The 21,017-nt window shown below is 50.2% G+C and carries 26 protein-coding genes; all 26 read left to right on the top strand.

Annotation, left to right across the window (positions count from 1 at the left end):
- The first annotated feature begins 61 nt into the window (after positions 1-61).
- The 26 genes from WMW72_RS12250 to WMW72_RS12125 all read left to right on the top strand — a co-directional run bounded on the left by WMW72_RS12250 (position 62) and on the right by WMW72_RS12125 (position 21,013).
- Complete coding sequence (locus WMW72_RS12250; protein WP_341415753.1) at positions 62-1,558, top strand: phage portal protein; 1,497 nt, start codon at positions 62-64, stop codon at positions 1,556-1,558.
- Positions 1,503-2,264: a phage minor head protein gene (locus WMW72_RS12245; protein WP_341415784.1), complete on the top strand. Its 762-nt coding sequence runs from the start codon at positions 1,503-1,505 to the stop codon at positions 2,262-2,264. Before WMW72_RS12250 ends, WMW72_RS12245 begins: the two co-directional genes overlap by 56 nt.
- An 8-nt stretch (positions 2,265-2,272) precedes the next feature.
- On the top strand, positions 2,273-2,425 hold the full coding sequence (locus WMW72_RS12240) for a hypothetical protein (protein ID WP_341415752.1): 153 nt from the start codon (positions 2,273-2,275) through the stop codon (positions 2,423-2,425).
- 2 nt (positions 2,426-2,427) lie between these two features.
- Complete coding sequence (locus WMW72_RS12235; RefSeq protein ID WP_341415751.1) at positions 2,428-2,820, top strand: hypothetical protein; 393 nt, start codon at positions 2,428-2,430, stop codon at positions 2,818-2,820.
- Between the two features lie 4 nt (positions 2,821-2,824).
- The gene (locus WMW72_RS12230; protein WP_341415750.1) at positions 2,825-3,010 is read left to right on the top strand and encodes a hypothetical protein; all 186 of its coding nucleotides are present in this window, start codon (positions 2,825-2,827) and stop codon (positions 3,008-3,010) included.
- Positions 3,011-3,088: 78 nt separating this feature from the next.
- Positions 3,089-4,297: a DUF2213 domain-containing protein gene (locus WMW72_RS12225; RefSeq protein WP_341415749.1), complete on the top strand. Its 1,209-nt coding sequence runs from the start codon at positions 3,089-3,091 to the stop codon at positions 4,295-4,297.
- Between the two features lie 14 nt (positions 4,298-4,311).
- A complete protein-coding gene (locus WMW72_RS12220; protein ID WP_341415748.1) occupies positions 4,312-4,827 on the top strand; it encodes a structural cement protein Gp24 in 516 nt (171 codons plus the stop codon).
- 15 nt (positions 4,828-4,842) lie between these two features.
- The gene (locus WMW72_RS12215; protein WP_341415747.1) at positions 4,843-5,856 is read left to right on the top strand and encodes a DUF2184 domain-containing protein; all 1,014 of its coding nucleotides are present in this window, start codon (positions 4,843-4,845) and stop codon (positions 5,854-5,856) included.
- 12 nt (positions 5,857-5,868) lie between these two features.
- Positions 5,869-6,189 carry a hypothetical protein gene (locus WMW72_RS12210; protein WP_341415746.1) on the top strand — a complete coding sequence of 107 codons (321 nt, stop codon included), beginning with the start codon at positions 5,869-5,871 and terminating at the stop codon, positions 6,187-6,189.
- Positions 6,190-6,203: 14 nt separating this feature from the next.
- A complete protein-coding gene (locus tag WMW72_RS12205) occupies positions 6,204-6,692 on the top strand; it encodes a DUF4054 domain-containing protein (protein ID WP_341415745.1) in 489 nt (162 codons plus the stop codon).
- A 12-nt stretch (positions 6,693-6,704) separates the two neighbouring features.
- A complete protein-coding gene (locus tag WMW72_RS12200) occupies positions 6,705-6,881 on the top strand; it encodes a hypothetical protein (protein ID WP_341415744.1) in 177 nt (58 codons plus the stop codon).
- A 96-nt stretch (positions 6,882-6,977) separates the two neighbouring features.
- Positions 6,978-7,478: a hypothetical protein gene (locus WMW72_RS12195; protein ID WP_341415743.1), complete on the top strand. Its 501-nt coding sequence runs from the start codon at positions 6,978-6,980 to the stop codon at positions 7,476-7,478.
- Positions 7,475-7,852: a hypothetical protein gene (locus WMW72_RS12190; protein ID WP_341415742.1), complete on the top strand. Its 378-nt coding sequence runs from the start codon at positions 7,475-7,477 to the stop codon at positions 7,850-7,852. The genes WMW72_RS12195 and WMW72_RS12190 overlap by 4 nt, the downstream gene beginning before the upstream one ends.
- Position 7,853: 1 nt before the next feature.
- Positions 7,854-8,390 (top strand): phage neck terminator protein, encoded by a 537-nt coding sequence (locus tag WMW72_RS12185; RefSeq protein WP_341415741.1) that lies wholly within the window; start codon positions 7,854-7,856, stop codon positions 8,388-8,390.
- 10 nt (positions 8,391-8,400) lie between these two features.
- Positions 8,401-9,510, top strand: a complete 1,110-nt coding sequence (locus WMW72_RS12180; protein ID WP_341415740.1) for a DUF3383 family protein — start codon at positions 8,401-8,403, stop codon at positions 9,508-9,510.
- 11 nt (positions 9,511-9,521) lie between these two features.
- Positions 9,522-9,959, top strand: a complete 438-nt coding sequence (locus WMW72_RS12175) for a tail tube family protein (RefSeq protein WP_341415739.1) — start codon at positions 9,522-9,524, stop codon at positions 9,957-9,959.
- 11 nt (positions 9,960-9,970) lie between these two features.
- Positions 9,971-10,471: a phage tail assembly chaperone gene (locus tag WMW72_RS12170; RefSeq protein WP_341415738.1), complete on the top strand. Its 501-nt coding sequence runs from the start codon at positions 9,971-9,973 to the stop codon at positions 10,469-10,471.
- 172 nt (positions 10,472-10,643) lie between these two features.
- Positions 10,644-12,386 (top strand): phage tail tape measure protein, encoded by a 1,743-nt coding sequence (locus WMW72_RS12165; protein WP_341415737.1) that lies wholly within the window; start codon positions 10,644-10,646, stop codon positions 12,384-12,386.
- The gene (locus tag WMW72_RS12160; RefSeq protein ID WP_341415736.1) at positions 12,386-12,988 is read left to right on the top strand and encodes a phage baseplate protein; all 603 of its coding nucleotides are present in this window, start codon (positions 12,386-12,388) and stop codon (positions 12,986-12,988) included. Before WMW72_RS12165 ends, WMW72_RS12160 begins: the two co-directional genes overlap by 1 nt.
- 11 nt (positions 12,989-12,999) lie before the next feature.
- Complete coding sequence (locus tag WMW72_RS12155; RefSeq protein WP_341415735.1) at positions 13,000-13,341, top strand: phage baseplate plug family protein; 342 nt, start codon at positions 13,000-13,002, stop codon at positions 13,339-13,341.
- Positions 13,342-13,567: 226 nt separating this feature from the next.
- Entirely contained in the window at positions 13,568-14,791 is a 1,224-nt protein-coding gene (locus WMW72_RS12150; RefSeq protein WP_341415734.1) for a phage protein, read from the top strand.
- 12 nt (positions 14,792-14,803) lie between these two features.
- Entirely contained in the window at positions 14,804-15,361 is a 558-nt protein-coding gene (locus WMW72_RS12145) for a Gp138 family membrane-puncturing spike protein (RefSeq protein ID WP_341415733.1), read from the top strand.
- A 10-nt stretch (positions 15,362-15,371) separates the two neighbouring features.
- Complete coding sequence (locus tag WMW72_RS12140; protein ID WP_341415732.1) at positions 15,372-15,725, top strand: contractile injection system sheath initiator; 354 nt, start codon at positions 15,372-15,374, stop codon at positions 15,723-15,725.
- On the top strand, positions 15,725-16,900 hold the full coding sequence (locus tag WMW72_RS12135) for a baseplate J/gp47 family protein (RefSeq protein WP_341415731.1): 1,176 nt from the start codon (positions 15,725-15,727) through the stop codon (positions 16,898-16,900). Before WMW72_RS12140 ends, WMW72_RS12135 begins: the two co-directional genes overlap by 1 nt.
- 13 nt (positions 16,901-16,913) lie before the next feature.
- Positions 16,914-17,486, top strand: coding sequence for a baseplate wedge 1 family protein (locus WMW72_RS12130; RefSeq protein WP_341415730.1), 573 nt, complete (start codon positions 16,914-16,916; stop codon positions 17,484-17,486).
- 221 nt (positions 17,487-17,707) lie between these two features.
- Complete coding sequence (locus tag WMW72_RS12125) at positions 17,708-21,013, top strand: hypothetical protein (protein WP_341415729.1); 3,306 nt, start codon at positions 17,708-17,710, stop codon at positions 21,011-21,013.
- The last annotated feature ends 4 nt before the right edge of the window (positions 21,014-21,017 follow it).

Here is a 21,017-nt window from a genome sequence, read left to right as displayed (position 1 = left end):
AAGCAGGTCCAGAAGACGGACGGCGGTTGATGCGGCGGTCCCAAAGATAAGTCCGGCAGACTTGGCGAAGCAGAAGCGCGAAGAGATGCCGAAAGGGTTCTCCACGGACTCATTCAGCAATGTATTGGCTCGGCTTGGGAACGGAACGCCTAATCTCCTGGAAGGCACGGAGTACCCGAATACCCGATTGACGCAGAACTACCAACTCATGAACAGCCTGTACCGCAGCCACTGGATCATCCGTCGGGTCATCGACGCGATACCGGAGGACATGACGCGTAACTGGATCACGATTACCTCGCAGCTTGAGCCGCACCAGATCAGGCAGCTGGACAAACTATGGAGAGTCAGACGGCTTAAGGATAAGATCCTGCTGGGGCTTAAGTGGGGCCGCTTGTACGGCGGGGCAATTGGACTAATTATGATCGACGGTCATGACGATATCCTACACGAGCCACTGGACTTTGACGCAATCATGCCGGGAAGCCTCAAGGGGATTATGATCCTGGACCGCTGGTCGGGGGCTTATCCGAGTCCTGAGCTTGTCGAGAATATCGATGACGTGGAGTTTGGGTTACCGCAATCTTATCGGATTACAACCGAAACTGGATCAGTAATGGAAGTGCACCATAGCCGGATTATACGATTCACGGGCCGTGAGCTACCGTACTGGGAAAAGGTCGCCGAAGTCTATTGGGGCGCCTCGGAGGTAGAAGTTGTATTTGATGAATTGAAGAAACGTGACAATACATCGTGGAACATTGCACAACTCATTTTCCTTGCCAACCTGCGTGTACAGAAAACGGCCGACTGGGGAGAAATGTTGGCAATTGGTGACTCAAAAGTTCAGTCGGAAATCTACGCCACGATTCAGGCGCAGAACTGGCTTATGTCCAATATGGGTATGCATGTTATAGGTAAAGATGATGAATTTCAAACGCACCAGTACAGTTTTAGCGGTTTGAATGAGATTTACGAGTCTTTTATGCTCGATTTGGCTGGTGCATGTGAGACGCCTGTTACCCGTCTATTTGGCCGTTCTCCTGCTGGAATGAATGCAACCGGTGAAAGCGACATGGAAATCTATCGTGAGAAGATTCAGCAGGCCCAGGAGACGACACTATCACCTATACTCGACAAACTCCTGCCGATTATGTGTATGTCTGAGTTTGGAGCTATACCAGATGATATCGACTATCGCTTCAATCCAATACGTACGCCGAGTGATAAAGAGATTGCTGAACTATCGGACAAAAAGACGTCAGCAATAGTTAACCTCTATACAGCTGGGGTCATAAGTCAAAAAACGTCCTTAAAAGAACTCAAGGCCATGTCTGAGACAACCGGCATGTTTACAAGCATCACAGATGAAGACATCGAACAGGCGGACGAAAGCACTGACCCGGGCGATATGCTGCCAGAAGGAGATATAGACTATGGCAGATTTATGGGAGCCGAAAAGGCGGATCGAACAGCGCTACAAAAAGTCGATTATACAGGTGATGAAGCACCTGGACGGTTTGCTAGATGGTTTAGAAGATTCCGCCGAGGTTACTAGGGTCATCCGGCGCTTCGCTGAGAGCAAGATGTTTGCGTCATACGCTCGGGCGTCGGCTACCAAGATGGTCACTAGCCTCTTTACCGATGCAGGCCGTACGTGGCGGCAGGCGGCACGGAAGAACAGCCAAGGAAGGCGAATATACGAGGCGCTGCAGCGTGAACTTAACGGCCGTCTCGGGCTAGACGTGCGGATGCAGATCGAACGCAATGCGGCGCTGATCAAGTCTTTGCCGTTGGATGCGGCAAAACAAGTTAATGAGAAGATCCTGAGTGATACCTTAAAGGGCATCAGGGCCAGCAGCGTAGCAGAGCAGATACGTAAGATGTTTCCGGGTGTGGCGGCTACTAAAGCCTCTCTCATTGCGCGCACAGAGACTAGCAAGACGGCTACGGCGCTTACTGAGGCTCGTTGCCAGGCTCTTGGGCTTGATTGGTATGTATGGCGGACCTCAGAAGATCAGAGGGTTAGGGACTCGCACAACCTTATGTCGATCGTTCTCTGTAGGTGGAGTGACCCGCCGAACCCAGAAGCATTGGACGGTGAGTCGCGCACCTTCGGACATTATCACCCTGGCGGTATATTCAATTGTCGCTGCTATGCTGAGCCTGTAATCGATCTTGATTTGATCACATGGCCCGCTAAGGTGTACTACGGAGGGCGACTTCAGCGGATGAGTCGGAAGCAGTTTGAACAAATCGCGTGAGGTGGACGATGAAGAAGCAAATTGTCATCACATACGACATTATCACCGGAGATGTTGAGGTCGAAAACCAAGACGAACTAACTCACTTTGAAATTGCTGCAATGCTCGCATATGCCAATATGTTACTTACTCAAGACTGGATACAGCGAAAGGATGAGTAGAAATGGCAAAGTTAACCCAAACGTTCGGTGACGTAAGTATAGTTTATGAAGGTACAGTTGATGAAATTAAAGCATTGAGTGAGGAGAAAGAAGGCGAAAGAATTACAACATCCTTTAACCCCTCAAGCAATGGTATTGAAGTAAATAACAGGTTATTTAAGGAAATGAAGACGGAAGCTCAATACGGTATTTTTTTCAATATAACGACAACGAGCACAGGTGAAATTCAATGGTACAATTCTGAAGAAGAGCGAAACATCGATGTTAATAGATTGCTTACCGCCGGGTTTATTGCATTAAGAGATGCAACAATACCGGGGAAATATTCTAAGACAGTATCCCCTGTTGCATTTAGTTTGGTTAATGGTAGCTTTTGTTTTTGGAAGAGGAGGTAGCAGTGTGGGAGCAGATTGGGATGCATTTGAAGAACGAGTAAAGTCGGAATTGGTACGTTGGCGAACGGCGTTAGTGGCGCATCCTGGTTTTGATGGTCGTTGTATCGGCGCCTTCTATGCGGCAATCAGTGAAGATGAAGCAGTCTTGAGGCGAATTAATAGAGTAAACGAGGAACAGAAGTCCACATAATGGGCTTTTTTTATTCCCTGAAAGGAGGTGAACAGAACACAGATGAAGGCCTTTTACGGATCAAGGTTTAGCCCTAACATGACGGCAACTCCAGAGGGGTTTCTGATTGCCCATAACGTGCCTATCGCCCGTACAGGCTGGTACGAATACCTGGGCGAAGAGGTCGGCGTTCCGGATAAGGTCGGTCAGATCGTGAATGTCTACCGAAGCCCCGAGGTAGTGTTTAGCCCGGCGGCAATGGCTAGTTTCGAGGGTAAGGTAGTTACCGACGATCATCCTCCCGAACAGGTTACGCCGGAGAATGCCACACGGTATACCCGGGGGGCGGTGCAAAACGTTAGGCAAGGTACCGGGGAAGATGGCGACCTCCTTCTGGCTGATCTGGTCATATACGATCAGTCGTTGATAGACGATATCCAATCGGGCAAGCGTGAAGTATCATGCGGGTACGATTGTACCTATGAACCCTATGGGGACGGGTACCAACAAAAGCAAATCTGCGGAAACCATGTCGCTGTTGTAAAAAGCGGACGAGCTGGTGACCGCGTTGCGATAAAGGATTCAAAATCTAAACAGGATGGTGAGTTAGCAATGGGAAAAATTGTACTACCTAAGAAAAACAAATCTCGTATGACGGATTTTTTATCGGCAATCGGCCTCAAAGCAATCGCAACCGATGCTGAACCAGAACAAATCATGGACGCCGTTGAGGGTCTGATTGAGGAGCGCAGGGCAGATGACTCCGAAGAAGAACCGGCAGCAGAGGCTACAAAGGATCAAGATCCGGCAATCGCTCAGTTATCTGAGCAAGTAGCCAAACTCGCGGAAGTGGTAAACGGCCTACTTGCCCAGAAGGACAATGTACCGCCAAGCCCAGAAAAAGCGATTGATGACGAAATCGCACGACTGGAAGCTGCTGAGGACGACGAGGAAGAAAGCCACACAATCCCGGTCGAGCAGTTTGACGAGGAAGGCCCAGTGACGGACCCTGAGGACCGCCCACAACCAGCACTGGACAATGCATACAAGATTGATGCGCTGAAGGCTATGAAGCCAATCATTGCTGCTATCTCGGACCCGGTAGAGCGCAAGCGAGCTGCTGACGCTGCACTTGCCAGCATCAAAACAAAGCCGAAGAAAAACGCCTATGCAGCCATTGATAAGGCGGCCCGTAAGAAAGCTGCCGATGCAGCTAAAGCCAAGGACAGCGGAGAAGAGAAGGATTATTCCTACCTTGGACCACAGATCGCTGCACAACACAACCCACACTATAAGGCTAAAGCCTAAGGAGGTCGTTATACATGCCAGGAAGCGTAATTGGGAAAGAACTTAACTTGGGCTATGAGGGTAACGTAGCCCGTAGCGTAGATGCAATCATTACGAATCGATTCGTTAAACCGTCGGATGCAACGGCAATCCAATTCGGTGATGCGGTTGTGCTCAACTCGGACAATACGTACTCCCGGTTCGGGGCAGGCGGTACGTTTGCTGCTTTTGCAGGGGTTGCGGTCCGTGAGGTCAAGCAGGCACTGGACTACACCAGTAATCAAGGGGAGTATCGCCCGGGTCAACCTTGCGATGTTATCGAGCGCGGTACGGTCACTGTAGCCTGCAACGTTGGCACGCCAACAGCTGGCGGCGCTGTATACCTCCGTGTTGCTGTTAATGCGGCTATCCCTAATGGGGTCGTTGGAAAGTTTGAGGCAGCAGCAGACGGCACAAACACTGTGCAAATCACAAGCGCACAATGGAAAACTGGCAAGCTTGATGCGAACCGAGTGGCCGAATTGACGCTGCTTACTCGCAACAAAGCCTAAGGAGGGAAACAATCGATGACATACACAGCACAGGGTAATACGTTTACACCGCAAGGGCTCGGGGCGCCGCGTCCAATGAATGATGCAGCAATTGGATCAGGCATGGCATTTCTCGAAGGGGAGCTTGAAAAACGTGACCCCCGCCTGCTGGAGCCGCTGCAATCCGTCACATGGGCCCGGGATATCGTAGCTAAAACAGGCGGCGGTTGGGTTGACTACACATCCAACACGTTTGTTGACTATGCTACATCCGGAGGAGCAACAGGCGGTAGCGGCATTATCGGCGGGGCAACCAACGATATCCCTGTAATGCAGGCTAACCTTAACAAAGATATCTACAAGGTGTTCACATTTTCGAACATCCTGAAGGTGCCGTTTGTAGATCAGGCGAAACTGAAGAACATCGGTCGTAGCCTGGACGATATCCTCGACAAAGGTATTCGTGCGAATTATAACAAATCGATCGACAATGTCGCTTATAACGGCATCCCCGGCATCAATGTACCAGGACTAGTAAACAATCCTAATCTGGTAGCTACAGCGGCTCCTAATGGGGTTGGTGGTTCGCCTAATTGGAAGAACAAGACGCCAGACGAGATCCTTGATGACGTCAATGCAATCATCAATGCAACTTGGGCTGCTTCCGAATACGATCTCACAGGCATGGCAAACCATATCTTGATTCCACCTGTTCAATATACCTACCTGACAGGTCGTAAGGTTTCCGAGGCCGGTACAGATTCCATCCTGAAATTCCTGCTGGAGAACAATATCGGCAAGAACCAAGGCATCGACTTGTTCATCGCGCCTTCTCGCTGGTGCACCGGCGCAGGTACAGGTGGCACAGACCGTATGGTCGCGTATGTCAATTCTGATGATCGGGTTAACTTTGACCTTACTGTTCCACTGAGCCGCGTTATGACGCAACCATCGGTAACGGAGATGGCATATATGACCGCTTATGCAGCTCAAATCGGCCAAGTAAAGTTCCTGTACACGCAATGCGCGCGGTACATGGACGGAATCTAAGGAGGACAACTCATGCGAATCTTTGCGACGAAAACATATCAGTTTGACCATCCTACAGGTGCCGAAGATGGTGTTGTTGTTCAACATCAGTCCTTTGCCGATGTTCCGGAATGGGTAACGAAATCGCTGATCTTTAAGTTAGCACAAAAAGACGGCTCTGTAGAGGTTCTTGAATCCAAGCAGGATGAAGCAGCAGCGGAAAAGGGTGCTAAGGCAGCGGTTAAAGCTGAGGCTAAGAGGTTAGAGGCAGAAGCCAAAGCTAAAGAAGAGCAGGAAGCCAGGGAAAGAGAAGAGGCTGAGGCTAAGGCTAAGCAACAGGCGACTGCGGAGTAAAGGAGGAAGCACACGTGAGCTTCTCCAACCGGTATATCGGAATCATCGGGCAGGCATCCAATATCAGAGTAGGGACTAACCCTCCCTACTCGATTGATGAGTTTCTACAGGTATATCCGCAGTTTGGTAAGGACTCCAGCGGCAAAGAGGTCGTGCCGGAGTTTATGATCCATATGTACACTGACCTCGCGAATGCAAGTATTCAGGAGGCACGGTGGCACTCTTACTGGCGGGTTGCTATGGGGTGGTTTATCGCCCACTTTCTGACGCTCTACCTACAGGGCCTAGCAGACCCGGACGGCGGCGCTGCTGCTGTCATGGCTGCTGGACAGGCCAAGGGTCTGAACACCTCGGAGTCGGTCGGTGACGTGTCTGTGAGCATGGATTACTCACAGATCGGGCAGGATCTGGACGGATGGGCGGCTTGGAAGCTTACCATCTACGGTCAACAACTCGCGACAGTGGGCAAACTGATGGGCAAGGGCGGCATGTACATCTATTAGGGGGTGATTGGAATGATCAAATTCCATGAGATGGTAAGTTATGATCCTCTATTGAATAAATGGCATTTCGACGATATAGTTCCCTCGCATGTGGTACAAATTGTAGCCGCAGCGGCATATGGCATGAAAATCGATGAACAAACAATTTCATCTATCAAAAAAATAGTTTCTTCGCTTCTAACGGAGTAGGTGATCGGATTGTTTAACGCATTTGCAAAGGTTACTTCTGGTAAAGACCTATCCCCTGATATCAAAAAGGCACTGGATGACCTTGCGCGGACTCAGGTGTTTGTCGGTATTCCTGAGGGACCAGACGATGCAAGACCGGATCAGGATATCACCAATGCTGAGCTGCTCTATGTCCATACCCACGGTGTAAGGGAAAAGGAAATGCGCGACGAGATGAACCCGAAGGTCGAGAGCGGTGAGACAACATACAGCAAGGCCATGCAGATGTACCTGCAATCCCACGGATCTCCGCTGTGGCATTCGCCGCCTAGGCCGGTCATTGAGCCAGCCATTGAGAAGAACAGGGAAATAGTCGGCAAACAACTTCAGAAGGCGGCTACGGCTGCTCTGGAGGGCGGGGACGTTGAGGCAGAGCTGCACAAGGCTGGATTGATGGGACAAAACATTGCCCGTGCATGGTTTACGGACCCAGCGAATGGCTGGGACCCCAATACCCCGGCAACGCAGGCTATGAAAGGTAGCGACAAACCTTTGGTAAACACCGGAGAGTTGCGCAAGGCTATCACCTATGTCGTGGACAAGGGGGATGGGTCATGATCAACGTGGGCCGAATCGTAAACAGCCGTAACTTTGCTCAGCCTAAGGGATTCGTGGTCAACCGCATCACAGGTAAGTGGGTCCGTGGGCGCTTTGTAACAGACCCTGAGGATAAGATAATTATTCAAGGGACGGTAACAGTCGCAAACGCCGAAGACCTGCAGCAAGTACCGGAGGGCGACCGGGTAACGGGACTCATGTGCTTTTACTCTCAACAACCGATTTATATTACTCGTGATGAGGGTGAAATATCTGGCGCTGGGATTTCAGATGAAATCGAGTGGAAAGGCGAACGTTATCGGGTTTCAACCGTTGCCCCGTGGAGCGATTTCGGATATTACAAGGCATTCGGTGTAAGAATGGCAGGGGATTAGGATGGCACTATCCATTCAAGAGCTTGAGGACATTTTTTTTGATCAGACAGCACGAATTATCGGCTTAGACCCCAACGACGAACGCACGCAGAATAGAATTCGTGTTACTTGGCCAGCAAAGGGCGCTCCCGCGTGGAAACGTGAAGAGGATGTGGCCTTTTTTATAATCGATTATGACGATGATCTCTATACCCGGCAAATGGATGTGTCCTACGTAGGAGAGACAGATGGTATTGGCAGACGGACGGTCGGACATACCCAGGTACTACGGGTAAGTTGGATATGCTATGGGCCCAACAGTTTCAGCGATGCCGCCACGATCCGCGCGGGTCTGTTTGGTCCTACATCAAAAGAGGCGTTTGCTGGATCAAACCTTGCACTGATTACGGATGTACCAATGCCAAAACGGGTACCCGAACAATTTGGAGGGCAATGGTGGGACCGTACATCCTTTTGGGCTAGGTTTAACGAGCGCGTCCTACGTCAGGAAAATGTGTCTTACCTCGAAAGCGCAGATGTGAAAATAATTCCAGGGTAGGTGAAATGAATTGGCGACACAATCTCTAAACGATATTGTCAACGTGACCGTGACAGTATCCCCGATGTCCGCTGCTAATAGCGGGTTTAACCTCGGGCTGATTGTAGGTAAATCTACAATTATTACACCGGCTGTACGGGTTAAATTATACAATGGCACGGATGCTATGATTTCAGACGGATGGACAGGGCAAGAGCCTGAATATTTGGCAGCACAGATGTACTTCAGCCAGACGCCAAGGCCGCGCAGAGTTGCGATAGGTCGCTGGGATGGTACTGGTTCTGAGACCTCAGCACAGGCCCTGACGGCTTGCAGAGCAAAGAACAGTGATTGGTATGGGTCTTATGTTTGCGGAGCAGTCAAGGCTGATATTCTGGCAAACGTTGCTTATATCGAAACCGCAGTGCCATTGGCTGCTTACTTCTACGACACGAAAGATGCAGATGTAATAGCAGGAACAGCCGGTAATGTCATGCAGACTCTAAATGCAGCCAAGCGACACCGTGTTTTGGGGCAATACAGCACAACCAATTACGCTGCAGCAGCAACTATGGGCGTAGCAATGGGTTTAAATACAGGGCTGGCTAACTCAGCCTTTACACTGGCATACAAGACGCTTGTGGGTGTACTGCCAGAGGACCTGACAACCACACAGGTTAACACCATCCTCGGATACAAAGGGAACGTATACACCAGCTACGGAGCAACATACAACCTCTTGGTACAGGGAACCATGGCGGATGGGGTCAGTTTCGATGAGGTGCTAAACCTTGACGTATTGACCAATGAGATTCAGACGGCAGTAGTAAACGCCCTGACTCAGGGGCCTAAGATCCCGCAAACCGAAGATGGCGTGAGCCTCCTGGTAAGTGCAATCACAGACCCGTGCAACAACGCTCGTAACCGCGGTGTCATCGCTCCGGGAGTATGGAAAGCGGCTCCGATACTCAATCTGCAAACTGGCGATACTTTGTCTGCCGGTTATTTGGTGTTGGCGGACACAATCGCTAACCAGTCTCAGACGGATCGAGATGCCCGCAAGTCTCCGCCGATCTATGTAGCCATCAAATTGGCCGGGGCAATCGAGTATGTCGTTATCGGCGTAGTCGTGAATAGGTAGGAGGGATAACATTGGGATACTCAACATACAGCTTTTCGGATGTCTCGCAAACCATTTCTCATCCATCTCTCGGTCAATATGTGTTAAACGGCGAGGGAGTAGGGAGCATATCCGTGGCTATGGCGAATGATAATACCGTGCATGATGTATCTGCTGACGGGTCAGTGATGTCCTCGAAGATAAAAGTTAAAAATGGTACGCTGCAAATTTCTGTACAGCAAACGGCTGAACTTAATACTTGGCTTCTTAAAGCGTATAACTATGCTTATACTGCTCCGGTAAACGAATGGGCAAGGTTCCAAATAATCATTAGAGCTCCATTAATGAAACATTCAGTAACTGCAACGGGAGTAAGCTTTCAAAAGATTGCTGATCGCTCTTATCAGTCTCAAGGGCAACAGGTTACATGGACGCTTATGGCCGCTGATATCCAACAAGAAGCAATTTAGGAGGTTGACGGATGAAACCAGTGGAGAAATACAAGGATGTCCCGATCAATGGACGGAATTTTCGGATCAAGAAATTTGATGCCCGGACCGGCAGTTTCATGTTGCTGAAAGTCACTGGTTTGCTGGCCCCACTTTTCAAAAATCTGGACATTGCCAAGATCATCAATGCCACTGAAGAGAAAGAAGACGGCGAAGAAGCATTTAATGTCACCGACATTATTTCTAAGTTTAATATCTCCGGAATTATGGCTGAGCTAGGAAATCTCTCCGAAGAAGACTTTGACTACGTCCAAGAAAAAAGCCTTCGGGTGTGCAGTGAATTGCTCCCGGCCGGAGAAGCACCCGTCTTGAGAAAGAACGGGACATTCGGCGTAGAGGACCTTGCGGACGACACAATAACGGTCATGGCCTTAACTGCCCACGCCCTGATCTTTAATCTAAAAGGTTTTTTCTCCGGCAGCCCCTTGGCTTCGCTCCTCGGGGGTCTGCCGACTACATCCCGGCAGTCTTAGTCAATGTTGAAGCCTTTGTCTACGCTCCTGTAATGGCTGGTTTTTGGAGCCACAGGGACATCGTAGACGAGGTATTTACGTTAGATGACCTGTTGGATGCTCATGAAATGCTTGAAATCAGGTACGAAAATACGGAGCGCGCCCGCGAAGCCGCCGAGAGGAGGAGCCAATCATGATCGAGACTATAAAGTCCTACTTAGTATCACTCGGATTTTCAGTCGATAAGTCCAGCTATAAAGATGCGACTAAGGCAGTAGACCAAGTCGAAAAATCAGTATCAAAATTTGCTGGTGGTGCGGTCGTTGGCTTTGCGGCGGCTACTACGGCGGTAGTAGGTTTTGTAGCAGCGTCTAGTATTGCCATCGCTAAGTTTGTAGGGGGCATCGCTAAGGCCGATCTGGAGAACGAGAAGCTTGCCCGGCAGTTATGGATCAGTAAGGACGCTGCCATGGCTTATAACTCAAGCCTGAAGGCGATGGGAGCGTCTTTAGAGGATTTGTATTTAAGTCCTGAATTAATGCGTAATTTTCAACAACTGAATAGGGAGGCACAGAACCTTAAGCCTCCCGCTGAGTTCGCGGAGCAAATGAAACTCGTGCGGTCCGTGCAATTTGAGTTCGCTCGCATGAAGCTTGAAGCCAGCTATGCCATACAGTGGGTCGGATATTACTTTGTCAAGTACATGGAGGGGCCGATACGCAATATTAAGACAACCCTCCAGGAGATAAATGCCGTCATTGTGAAGCAAATGCCCTCGTGGACCAAGGTTATTGCCCAAGTGATGAGTTGGTTTGCTCGTATGGGGTTAACCACATTCAGGGTGATCAAGGATATCATCCGATTGTTCGGGGACCTAGGAGCTTCCATCCCGAAAAACCTCAAGGTCATTGGAGTTGCTGTGGCTGCGCTGGGACTGGCGTTAAAAACCGGACCCATCGGGCTCTTTATTACTGCATTGTCGGGACTATTACTCCTGCTGGATGACTTTTATACCTACCTGGACGGAGGACAATCCGCTCTAGGTCCTGTTTGGCAGAGAATAATGGATTTCTTCGATATGCTGGAGAACTCGGGAGTAATCGATGGGTTTAAACGTCGCTGGTCCGAAGCGATGTCCGGCATTTCGGAAGGTATCGAGATTGCATACAACGGTCTCAAGGAGTTTTACAAGGGCCTTGAGGATAGTGGAGCAATTGAATCATTCAAAAACTCTTTTTCAAACTCGTTTGAGATACTAAAAAAGCTTGATGCAGAGTTTGATAAATGGATCAAGGGTCTTGGGCAAAAAGTCAAAGATGAAAAAGTGTTCGAAGGGTTAATGACCAGTGTTGCGTCCCTAATCGGATCAGTATGGGAACTGACTGAAGCAGTAACCGGCTTGCTTAACAAACTTTTGGGCCTCAAGGAGACAGAAAAGTCGCTGAATTCGATTGGCGACATCCTGAGTACAACTATCGTTAAATCGTTAAGAGTAATTAGTGACCTTATTGGTGGTATATCCGGTTATATCACACTGATATCTAAAACGATTAACGGTGATCTATTGGATCACTTGGGACTCGAAGGGGAAAAGGCCGATGAAAGGCTGAAGTTGAACCCGGAGTCTGACAAAGGTTTCGTAGGTAAATCGTTTGATGCTATTAAAAATATGTTTTCCGGGTATTTTACTGGAAATACAGATTTTCAGGATGCATTCACTAGGTCGTTAGGCATCTTGGCAAGGAGTCAGCAAGTAAATTCAGGCAATGCTCCAGGATACACGATACCGCAGGCCAACAACCAAACAACGAAAAACAATGTCAGCCTCACTCAAACAAACCATATTCACGGATCCGATCCCGAACGCACATCTGATGCCGTTCAGGATAAAACAGAATCGTTCCTCATGAGAAACTTCGGAGGGGTGTTAAGGTAATGACTGATGAGGACAACGGTTTTAAAAACGGGTCAGTCATCCTTGACCTAGACTCGCCTGATATATCCCAACTTGTATACACCAAGACTAACATCGGGGGCTGGTTCTTCGATGCTTTTTTAAAAATGGAACATACAAGCCGCCTGACGATCACAGAGCACCCTGTACAGGCCGGGGCAGCGGTATCGGACCACGCCTTCCTACAGCCCCGAGAGTTGTCCATGGATGTGGCGATGAGCAATGTCCATGAAAGCTCGGTTCCTGGGCAGTTTAGCGGAGGGTACTCCAGATCAGTGCAGGCTTTTTATGTGCTGAAGGAACTTCAACAGTTAAGGGTTCCTATTCAGATCCATACAAGGCTTGGACTATACCGAAATATGATGGTCGAAGTTCTGAGCGCACCTGACGACTTTGAGACCTTAGACGGGTTACATTGTTCGGTCACATTCAAGGAATTGAACGTTGCGCAGGTGAGGACGGTTAAGATAAGCTCTCGCCCTACAGTTACAGATACATCTAAGCGCGGATCTCCCGAACCTATTACTCCTAATCAGTCTGCGTTAAGTCAGATGGGACTTGGTAAACTGCTGTTTGGGCAATAAGGAGGCACACCATGGCGACAAGGATTGTCCCTCTAATACCGGGATCAAACCAAAGTTTCAACTGCACCCTTCCAGTGGACGAAAAGAACATCACGTTAGGATTCACGTTTACGTGGAACGGAGTAGGTGAGTACTGGTTTGTGTCGGTTACAGATGTAAAGAACAAGGAATTAATGTTGGATGCTGTCCCGCTTGTTACAGGAGAGTACCCGGCTGCAGATATATTGGGGCAATACACATACATGGGTATCGGTAGTGCGGCTGTAGTGCCAATCAGCGGAGCTGCTGGTATCCCGAATCTGAATAACCTCGGAACAGACTTTGTGCTTGTCTGGACCGACACGCTGGGGTGATGAGATGGCGTCAGATTGGAAGGCACTAGCGACTACGGAAGCACAGGCTCAGAGTTGTGACCTTAACATCGTATTAGCGACCGTAGACGCAGAGACCAGCGGAACCAATATACTCGGGGACAGCGGTAACGCATTGGGGTATGGTCAGGTATGGCCTAAGTGGCATAAGGATGCTTTTCAGTATGCGGCGAATAAGTTCAGGCTTGACTTGCCGCCAACTCATGAGTTGCTGCAAAAACTCACACTTAGCAATGACGCGTTTTCAATGTGCGTGGCGGTATATGTCATCAAGCAGGTATGGAAATCTGCACGTAAGGACTTCCGGCAGTTCTCGCTCCAATATGTCGGACCGGCTATACCAGACAAAGACTATCAGCGGCGCTATAACATCTGGCTCAAGTATCAAGGCAAACAAAGCGGAGTGGTCAATGCGGCATCGGTAACCACTCCAGGACCGCCGACAGTGAACGCACCTGGGCAGTTAGATATAACGGTCCCGGCGACCAACTACGGCGTTGTAGCCAATTCTCAGGCGCTTGGTAACATCCTATTTGGACGACGCTACCGGGTGATTGTGAGTAGGTCAGATGGTACGGCCTTGGATGTGTCTCAGTTGAGATGCACATTTAAGATACAAAAGACTATCCAGCAGCAGCCAAACTTTTCTGAGATCGCCATTTACAACTTAGCACCTGACACCGAAAACTCAATCATCCAAGAAGGTAACCGTATCGTGATCGAGGCTGGATATGAGGGTAATCAATACGGCGTCATCTTTGATGGGGATGTCATACAGCCGATCAGGGATAAAGAGGATGGAGTGACATACCGGCTCACGCTATACTCTCTAGACGGCGACCGCTTTATGAACCAGGGTTTTGTCGGGTTTTCGGTCCTAAAAGGACAGTCGGCCCGGAGTCTGGTGGGAAACATCGTCGCACAGTCTAAAGTACCAGCGCAGGTAGGCAGCATCTCGGACGGATTCAGCGCCCAAGAGCTAAGCCGGGGAAAAGTGGTATTCGGACTTGCAAAAGATTATCTGAGGCAGCTTGCTCAATCGCAAGAGGCCTCTTTTTATATCGAGGATGGCAAAGTAAACCTTGTCAGGATGGCCGACTTGCCCGTGGGAGAGATATTGGATTTGGCCCCGGCGTCCGGTTTGATCGGTAATCCGGCACAAAACGACCAAGGCGTTACTTTCAAATGCCTTCTCAATCCTTCGGTAAAGATAAACACGCTTGTGCGGATCGATAACAGCCTCATACGAGCACAAACCTACCAGCAAGGACAGGTCATCCGAAATTTGGACAGCGAAGGCATTTACAGAGTAATTAAGGTGACCTACTCCGGCGATACGCGAGGTGACAACTGGGAATGCGAGTGCGAGGCCGTATCTCAGGCCGGGATACTCCCGGGGATGATCTCGGAAGCGTCTCAGAATCCTTATTAAGGAGGATCTATCATGGCTGTGACTATCTCTGAACGGCTAGCGGGTGGAGATAACAAAGAAGAATTTTACCGGCGCTTGCTTGAGGGAGCAAGCAGCAATATCCGAGTGGCTATACCTGGCATTGTCTTTGAATTCGACCCAAATACGCAGACAGCAAGCGTACAGGTAGCCATCCGCGAGAGGATTATTGACGCAGATCTTAAGCAAAAGTGGATTGAGGTGCCTTTGCTACTGGATGTGCCGATCATTATCCCCCGAGCAGGTGGCTTTGCATTAACCCTCCCGGTCAAAGCAGGGGACGAATGCTTGGTAATCTTTGCGGATATGTGCATGGATGCTTGGTTCTCTTCTGGAGGTGTTCAAAATCAGATCGAGCGGCGCCGACATGACCTATCCGATGGGTTTGCGATTCTCGGACCATGGAGCCAGCCCCGGAAACTGTCTAATTACTCGCAGACGGCGGCGCAGTTAAGGTCTGAAGATGGACAGACGGTAATTAGCCTGAGCCCGGGCAAGATCGATATTAACGCATCGGATGTCAGGGTCAACGGCAGGTCAATCGTGCCGTGAGGAGGGGTTTATGAGGTACCGCAAAATGCATAATGGCGATTACGTCTTTGGAGGCAGCGCTAGGGACTTTGTAGAGGGAGTAGAGGCTGTAAGCCAAGCTATCCGTACCAACCTGCTCCTATTAAAAGGGGAATGGTGGGAAGACACAGAGAAGGGGTTGCCGCTCTTTCAAAATATCCTCGGGCAAGCTGGCACGCCTCAGCACATACAGGCAACCGATCTACTCGTCCAAGAGGTGATCCGCAACACTCCGGGGGTCACAAAGATTAACGATTTTAAGAGCACATATGAGAACCGCAAATACTCGCTTACTTGCAGGGTTGACACGCAGTTCGGCGAGGCTCAAGCGGAGGTGAATTTTTAATGGCCTACTTTAGCCCTTACATCGATGCGTCAGGGCTTCACATTCCGGCGTATACGGATATCCGGGATCAACTTATTGCGGATGCCCGGTCTATATTTGGGCAGGACATATACCTTGAGAACGACAGCCAAGACTATCAATGGATCTCGGCAGTATCAAATATCATCTATGATGCTTTTTTGACCAATCAAGCGGTGTATAACAGCCGGGGGCCATCAACGGCAATCGGCAGTCCGCTCGATATCATCGTTAAAATCAATGGTATAAAGCGGCAACCTGCGGTGTACTCGACATGCCCAGTCTTATTGACTGGATCACCGGGGGCGACCGTTACTAATGGTGTGGTTGGGGACAGCGCCGGGTATATGTGGTCATTAACCAATCCAGTCATATTAGACGGTACGGGTAAGGCCACCGCGCTTGCGACTTGCCAGACTCCCGGTCCCATCACGGCGAACCCGGGTCAGATAACGAAAATCGTGACACCAACGTTTGGATGGATAGCAGTATCAAACGCAGATTATGCAACCCTCGGGGCATATGCGGAGACAGATGGCCAGCTTAGATCCAGGCAGTCCATAAGTACTTCGCAGCCTAGCAGGACTGTATTAGAGGGAATCAAAGGTGCAGTCGCAGCCGTACAGGGGACTGAGCGGTTCGAGGTTTACGAGAATGACACGAACGTCATTGACTCGAACGGTTTACCGCCGCATTCGATTACGGCTGTCGTAGAGGGTGGAACCAATCAAGACATCGCCCAAGCGATCTATCGTAAAAAGGGACCTGGCTGCTACACCAATGGAACAATATCAGTTGATATTACCGATCAATTCGGTATGCCAATGCCTATAAGGTTTTACCGCCCAACTTATGTCGATATCGACGTGGTGCTTAATGTAAAGATGCTTGCAGGCTACACGACCGAAACGACAGATGCGATCAAATCATCCACAGCCCAGTACATCGATTCACTGAACATAGGCGACGATTTGACGGTATCCAGTCTATGGGGAGCTGCTTTGTCGGCGAATAAGGTTCCGAATAAACCTTTATTTTCGATTACTTCGCTTAAGGCATCCAAGCATGGACAAACACCGGGAACAACAGATATTGTCATAGCATTTAACGAGGTAACAAGAGGAAATACAGCGAACGTAACACTAAATATTACTTGAGGGGTGGTAAGAGTTGAGTATCAGTAAGTATATCGACCTTATCACTTCTCAGCACAAGGTACAGCCCAAATTTATCGCGTGGCTTTCATCGCCGCTTAACATAGTCAATGACGGAATCAATCAATCCAAGAAGCTGCCGGATGATTTTGACATCGACAAGGCAATAGGAGTTCAACTCGACACCCTGGGTGAGATCATCGGGCGAAGTCGATACTTGCCCTTTCAACCGACCGCCGGGATATCCCCGGTGCTTGATGACGAAAACTATCGGATTGCCTTAAAAGCCAAGATCGCCCAAAATCAATGGGACGGGACCATACCTCAGATATATGAGATATGGGAAAGTCTCTTTGACGATGTACGGTTAATGATCGTTGATAACCAAAATATGACGATGGCAGCGCTGATTGAGGGAACGTTGAGCACAACGGCGAGGGAATTGGTAGCAAGTGGATTGATCATCCCTAAGCCTGCTGGGGTGGGTCTACAGATCATCGAGGTTACAGATGTTGACTCTCAGACGTTTGTCGGTGGGTTGGTCACTGGAACTGAAATTATTACCATATATACAAATACACCAGCCTAGGAGGTGTTACGGTGGCAGTCTATGGAATGATGGCTATCACAACAAAGGGTCTTGCTTTATATGCCAAGGCCCAAACAGGGGTCGAAATTAAGTTTACTCGGATGCAGATTGGCTCGGGGCAGTTGCCCGGCGGGCAAACACCAGCATCTAGGACATCCTTGGTTACTCCAATTTCATATTTCCCTATCAACTCAATCAAGAGCACAGGAAATACAGCATTTGTGAGAGGGATGTTTGATAACGGGAATATCACGACCCCAACCTATACATGCGAGGTTGGGTTATTTGCGCTTGATCCACAAGACGGGGAAATCCTCTACTCTTACGCCAACGCGGGGACGCAAGGGGATACGATTCCGCCTATATCGTCCGGGCCCCTATCCAAGCAGTTTCAGCTTAATGCAGCAATCGGAAACGCATCTAACGTTACAGCTACGGTAGTACCTATCCCTGCGCTACATGGGCCGACTCACGTGGAAAACGGGACGGACCCGATACCAAACGCCACAAGCACCGTTGGCGGTCTGATGTCTGCCGCTGATAAAAAGGATTTAACTACCATCAAGTCCCAACTTAAGGACGGTCTGACAATCACCTCTACGCTCAAGCACGGTCCCCAGGTCATTACAACGGATCAAGCGGGACCAGCGCGGGTAACTGTGCAGGGGCGTACGCTGCAAAACATCTTAGTCGGCGGTGACTGCGAGTCCCTTACCGGATGGACAACGGCCGGAACTGTACTGGATACGACGATAAGACGGTACGGCGACGCTAGCTTTAAGATGTTCGGCAGCACCGGTAACCGGGCCGCTTATAAGGAGATTGATCTGGACGCAGCCAAGACGTACGTTGCAGCGGTCGATGTCTATGTCACACGGGCAGTAACGCTGCCGAATATCGCTATCTACGACAAGGGCGGGTTCGCAAACGCCGTGTTTAAAAACGTGAATACCACGATGCTCAATCAGTGGCAGACGGTATACGTCAAGTTTACGGGTCGTTCGGGAGTCCGGCTGTTGCTCGGTAAATTCAGCGGCACCGACGATTTCGACGCATACTTTGACGGTGCGAGCCTGTACGAAGTAGACGCAGCCACATACGCAGCGATCGGTACGACGATAACGGATTCTAATATCCGCGACTACCTACCGCATATCAACGGCATGCAGTCCGTGCAATGTCCGGCTGTACTCAAGACGGGGAAAAACCCGCTCCCGCCGTTTGCAGAGTGGACAAATCTCCATCCAAATGCGACGATTAGCGGCCCATACGTGGTGAATCATGCAGCTAACGGTACAGGTCAGGTGGTTATTGGATACAGCGTACCTGTAGTGAGTGGGCAGACATACACGTTCTCGGCCACATTGCCTGCCCTGGGAGGAATATATGTCAGAAAAGAGTCCGCTACAGGCGCTTTTGTCGGTGGTTCAACATCATCGCCATACTCCTTTACGGCAGATGCCAGTTATAACGGATTTGCATTCGTCTATTTTTCGACTGGTACAGCAACCGGCAATATCACGTTCTCGAATCCGATACTCGTCCTCGGAACTACCGCCGACCTGCCGCAATCATTCGAGGCGCGCAACGACGATTACGTCATAGGCGTGTCGGACAGCGACGGCAAGCCGCTTAAACTCGCAGGAGATCCGATCAGCGGCGTGTATGACTCACTGTACTGGCGGGATGCGTGGTACAAGTACAAGCGGTGGGAGACGGACAAGGTCCTCAGAGGATCGAACATCACTCCGGGTCTGCAAAACAAGGTCGGCTATAAGATCGTGACTACTCCACTTTCGGCGTTTCCTTCCGCAATGCCCGATAGCGCAGCCTACAAAGCAGCTAGATTCGACGGGAGGGCGCTTACGCCTATTCAATATGGCAACATAACTGGACCTGACTGCATCGGATCCGGGTCCAGCGGGCTGGGAATTAGCATCTCCAATACAGACAGCGGTTTTTCGGATGCTACCGTTCCTACGGCCAATGAGTTGGTCGCACTGTTCAACGGGTGGCAAGCGAAAACTCTCGATGCCAATGGCAAGCCTACGGCATGGCGCTCGCTGCTTACCCAATCCGACGCTCCGACGCAGACGCTCGCTTACGTCAGCACCAACGAGGTACCGGGCTGGCCGGGTTACTTGACGATGATCTATCAGCGGGCACAGGGCGTGGAGGAGGCCGTTACCGTAGAGGGCAGTATATCAATGCACACGGGCGGCAACCTGGTCGAGTTGACGGAGGGCGTGATCGTCCGCGAGAAGGTAACGCCAGCTTTGTCCGGATCTACGTACTTTGTCAACAATCTAGCGGGAGCTAAATTGTCCAGGCGAGCGAATGCTATCTTGAGCGTATACAAAGGCGGCGACCCAAATCGTAAATGGACCATAGCTAAGCGATCGGCCGTTGACGCCGGGCTACCTACGTATGGCTACGGATATGCTCAAATCCCTGCCGCCGAGCTTGCGTCCACCAACGACGTATACGTCACCTACCTAGCACTCGATAAACAAAACATGACGGCAGCCGCTACGGACGGGCGTATCGAGTATCCCGGCAATCCCGGCAGCGCAATCGGGGCGTTGTCGCAGAGCCTAGACGATAACTGGACGCGGGACAGCGTGCAGGACTGGCAGCTTATCCTTGCGGCGGCGTACAGCGAAAACAACGCCCGGGATATCGCATCGCACCGTACAGCGCCGGATATGGATCATCCGGACAAGTCCGTCAGGCAGCGGCACCTCGCGGACGGGGCGGTTACGGACGCAGCCATAGGTAGCCGGACGGCCAACGATACGACCGCGCCAACGATGACGGGGCCGCTGGGTACGTTGCTGAGTAGCCTGTTTTCTTTGATCAAGGGGATCACCGGCAAGGCATCCGCAACTTCGGCGCCGAGGACGACGCTGGAAAACGCGGTAAAGCGCGACGGGGATACGATGACGGGTTCGCTTACTGTGCCGAACGTCCTCGTAACGACAGATGGCGATGCAATCCTCGGTGTCGAAGATACAGGCGCTCCTAGCACGAGTTTTCGACGCAAGCTGATCTATGCGTCTCGTAACGTACTCGGTGGTGATGGGTGGTTATTCCGCCAACAGAAGCCCAGTGACGGAGGGATTCTGGACTATCGGCTATCTGGTCCGGGCGGCGACATCATGACAACGGGCAATTCTATTCAATTTCGTCTTAACGCGGGAGTCCTAGAATCGTGGAACGGAAGTGGGTGGCAACCAGTGGGCGCAATAAAAAGCATACAAAAAGGCGTATCGAGGATTAACTCGGGGTCATCGTATGTTGACGTAACGATCACTCAAGTTGATATTAACAAGTCTGGCCCTAGAGTTGACGGATCAGTATTACTGGCTTATCAGCGTCCAAGTGGCGGCGATGTCACGCAGTTATCGTCAGTGACTGCGACATTTCTTGACAACAAGACAGTTAGGATCACTTATATGATAAATGGCTCAGCAGCTAATGTACCTAACGCTGTAGACGTGCAATGGTCAGTAACCGAATACTTGTGAGGTG

Origin of the sequence: Paenibacillus filicis, assembly GCF_038070315.1 — a bacterium.
Classification (GTDB): Bacteria; Bacillota; Bacilli; order Paenibacillales; family NBRC-103111; genus Paenibacillus_G; species Paenibacillus_G filicis.
The sequence above is the reverse complement of the archived record's forward strand: the minus strand, read 5'-3'. Positions and strand labels throughout refer to the sequence as shown.

Excerpts from the sequence above, each read along its gene's own strand:
- WMW72_RS12245 (WP_341415784.1), top strand. The coding sequence starts at position 1,503 with ATGAAGCACCTGGACGGTTTGCTAGATGGTTTAGAAGATTCCGCCGAG.
- WMW72_RS12240 (WP_341415752.1), top strand. The coding sequence starts at position 2,273 with ATGAAGAAGCAAATTGTCATCACATACGACATTATCACCGGAGATGTT.
- WMW72_RS12235 (WP_341415751.1), top strand. The coding sequence starts at position 2,428 with ATGGCAAAGTTAACCCAAACGTTCGGTGACGTAAGTATAGTTTATGAA.
- WMW72_RS12225 (WP_341415749.1), top strand. The coding sequence starts at position 3,089 with ATGACGGCAACTCCAGAGGGGTTTCTGATTGCCCATAACGTGCCTATC.
- WMW72_RS12220 (WP_341415748.1), top strand. The coding sequence starts at position 4,312 with ATGCCAGGAAGCGTAATTGGGAAAGAACTTAACTTGGGCTATGAGGGT.
- WMW72_RS12215 (WP_341415747.1), top strand. The coding sequence starts at position 4,843 with ATGACATACACAGCACAGGGTAATACGTTTACACCGCAAGGGCTCGGG.
- WMW72_RS12210 (WP_341415746.1), top strand. The coding sequence starts at position 5,869 with ATGCGAATCTTTGCGACGAAAACATATCAGTTTGACCATCCTACAGGT.
- WMW72_RS12200 (WP_341415744.1), top strand. The coding sequence starts at position 6,705 with ATGATCAAATTCCATGAGATGGTAAGTTATGATCCTCTATTGAATAAA.
- WMW72_RS12190 (WP_341415742.1), top strand. The coding sequence starts at position 7,475 with ATGATCAACGTGGGCCGAATCGTAAACAGCCGTAACTTTGCTCAGCCT.
- WMW72_RS12185 (WP_341415741.1), top strand. The coding sequence starts at position 7,854 with ATGGCACTATCCATTCAAGAGCTTGAGGACATTTTTTTTGATCAGACA.
- WMW72_RS12170 (WP_341415738.1), top strand. The coding sequence starts at position 9,971 with ATGAAACCAGTGGAGAAATACAAGGATGTCCCGATCAATGGACGGAAT.
- WMW72_RS12165 (WP_341415737.1), top strand. The coding sequence starts at position 10,644 with ATGATCGAGACTATAAAGTCCTACTTAGTATCACTCGGATTTTCAGTC.
- WMW72_RS12160 (WP_341415736.1), top strand. The coding sequence starts at position 12,386 with ATGACTGATGAGGACAACGGTTTTAAAAACGGGTCAGTCATCCTTGAC.
- WMW72_RS12155 (WP_341415735.1), top strand. The coding sequence starts at position 13,000 with ATGGCGACAAGGATTGTCCCTCTAATACCGGGATCAAACCAAAGTTTC.
- WMW72_RS12145 (WP_341415733.1), top strand. The coding sequence starts at position 14,804 with ATGGCTGTGACTATCTCTGAACGGCTAGCGGGTGGAGATAACAAAGAA.
- WMW72_RS12140 (WP_341415732.1), top strand. The coding sequence starts at position 15,372 with ATGAGGTACCGCAAAATGCATAATGGCGATTACGTCTTTGGAGGCAGC.
- WMW72_RS12135 (WP_341415731.1), top strand. The coding sequence starts at position 15,725 with ATGGCCTACTTTAGCCCTTACATCGATGCGTCAGGGCTTCACATTCCG.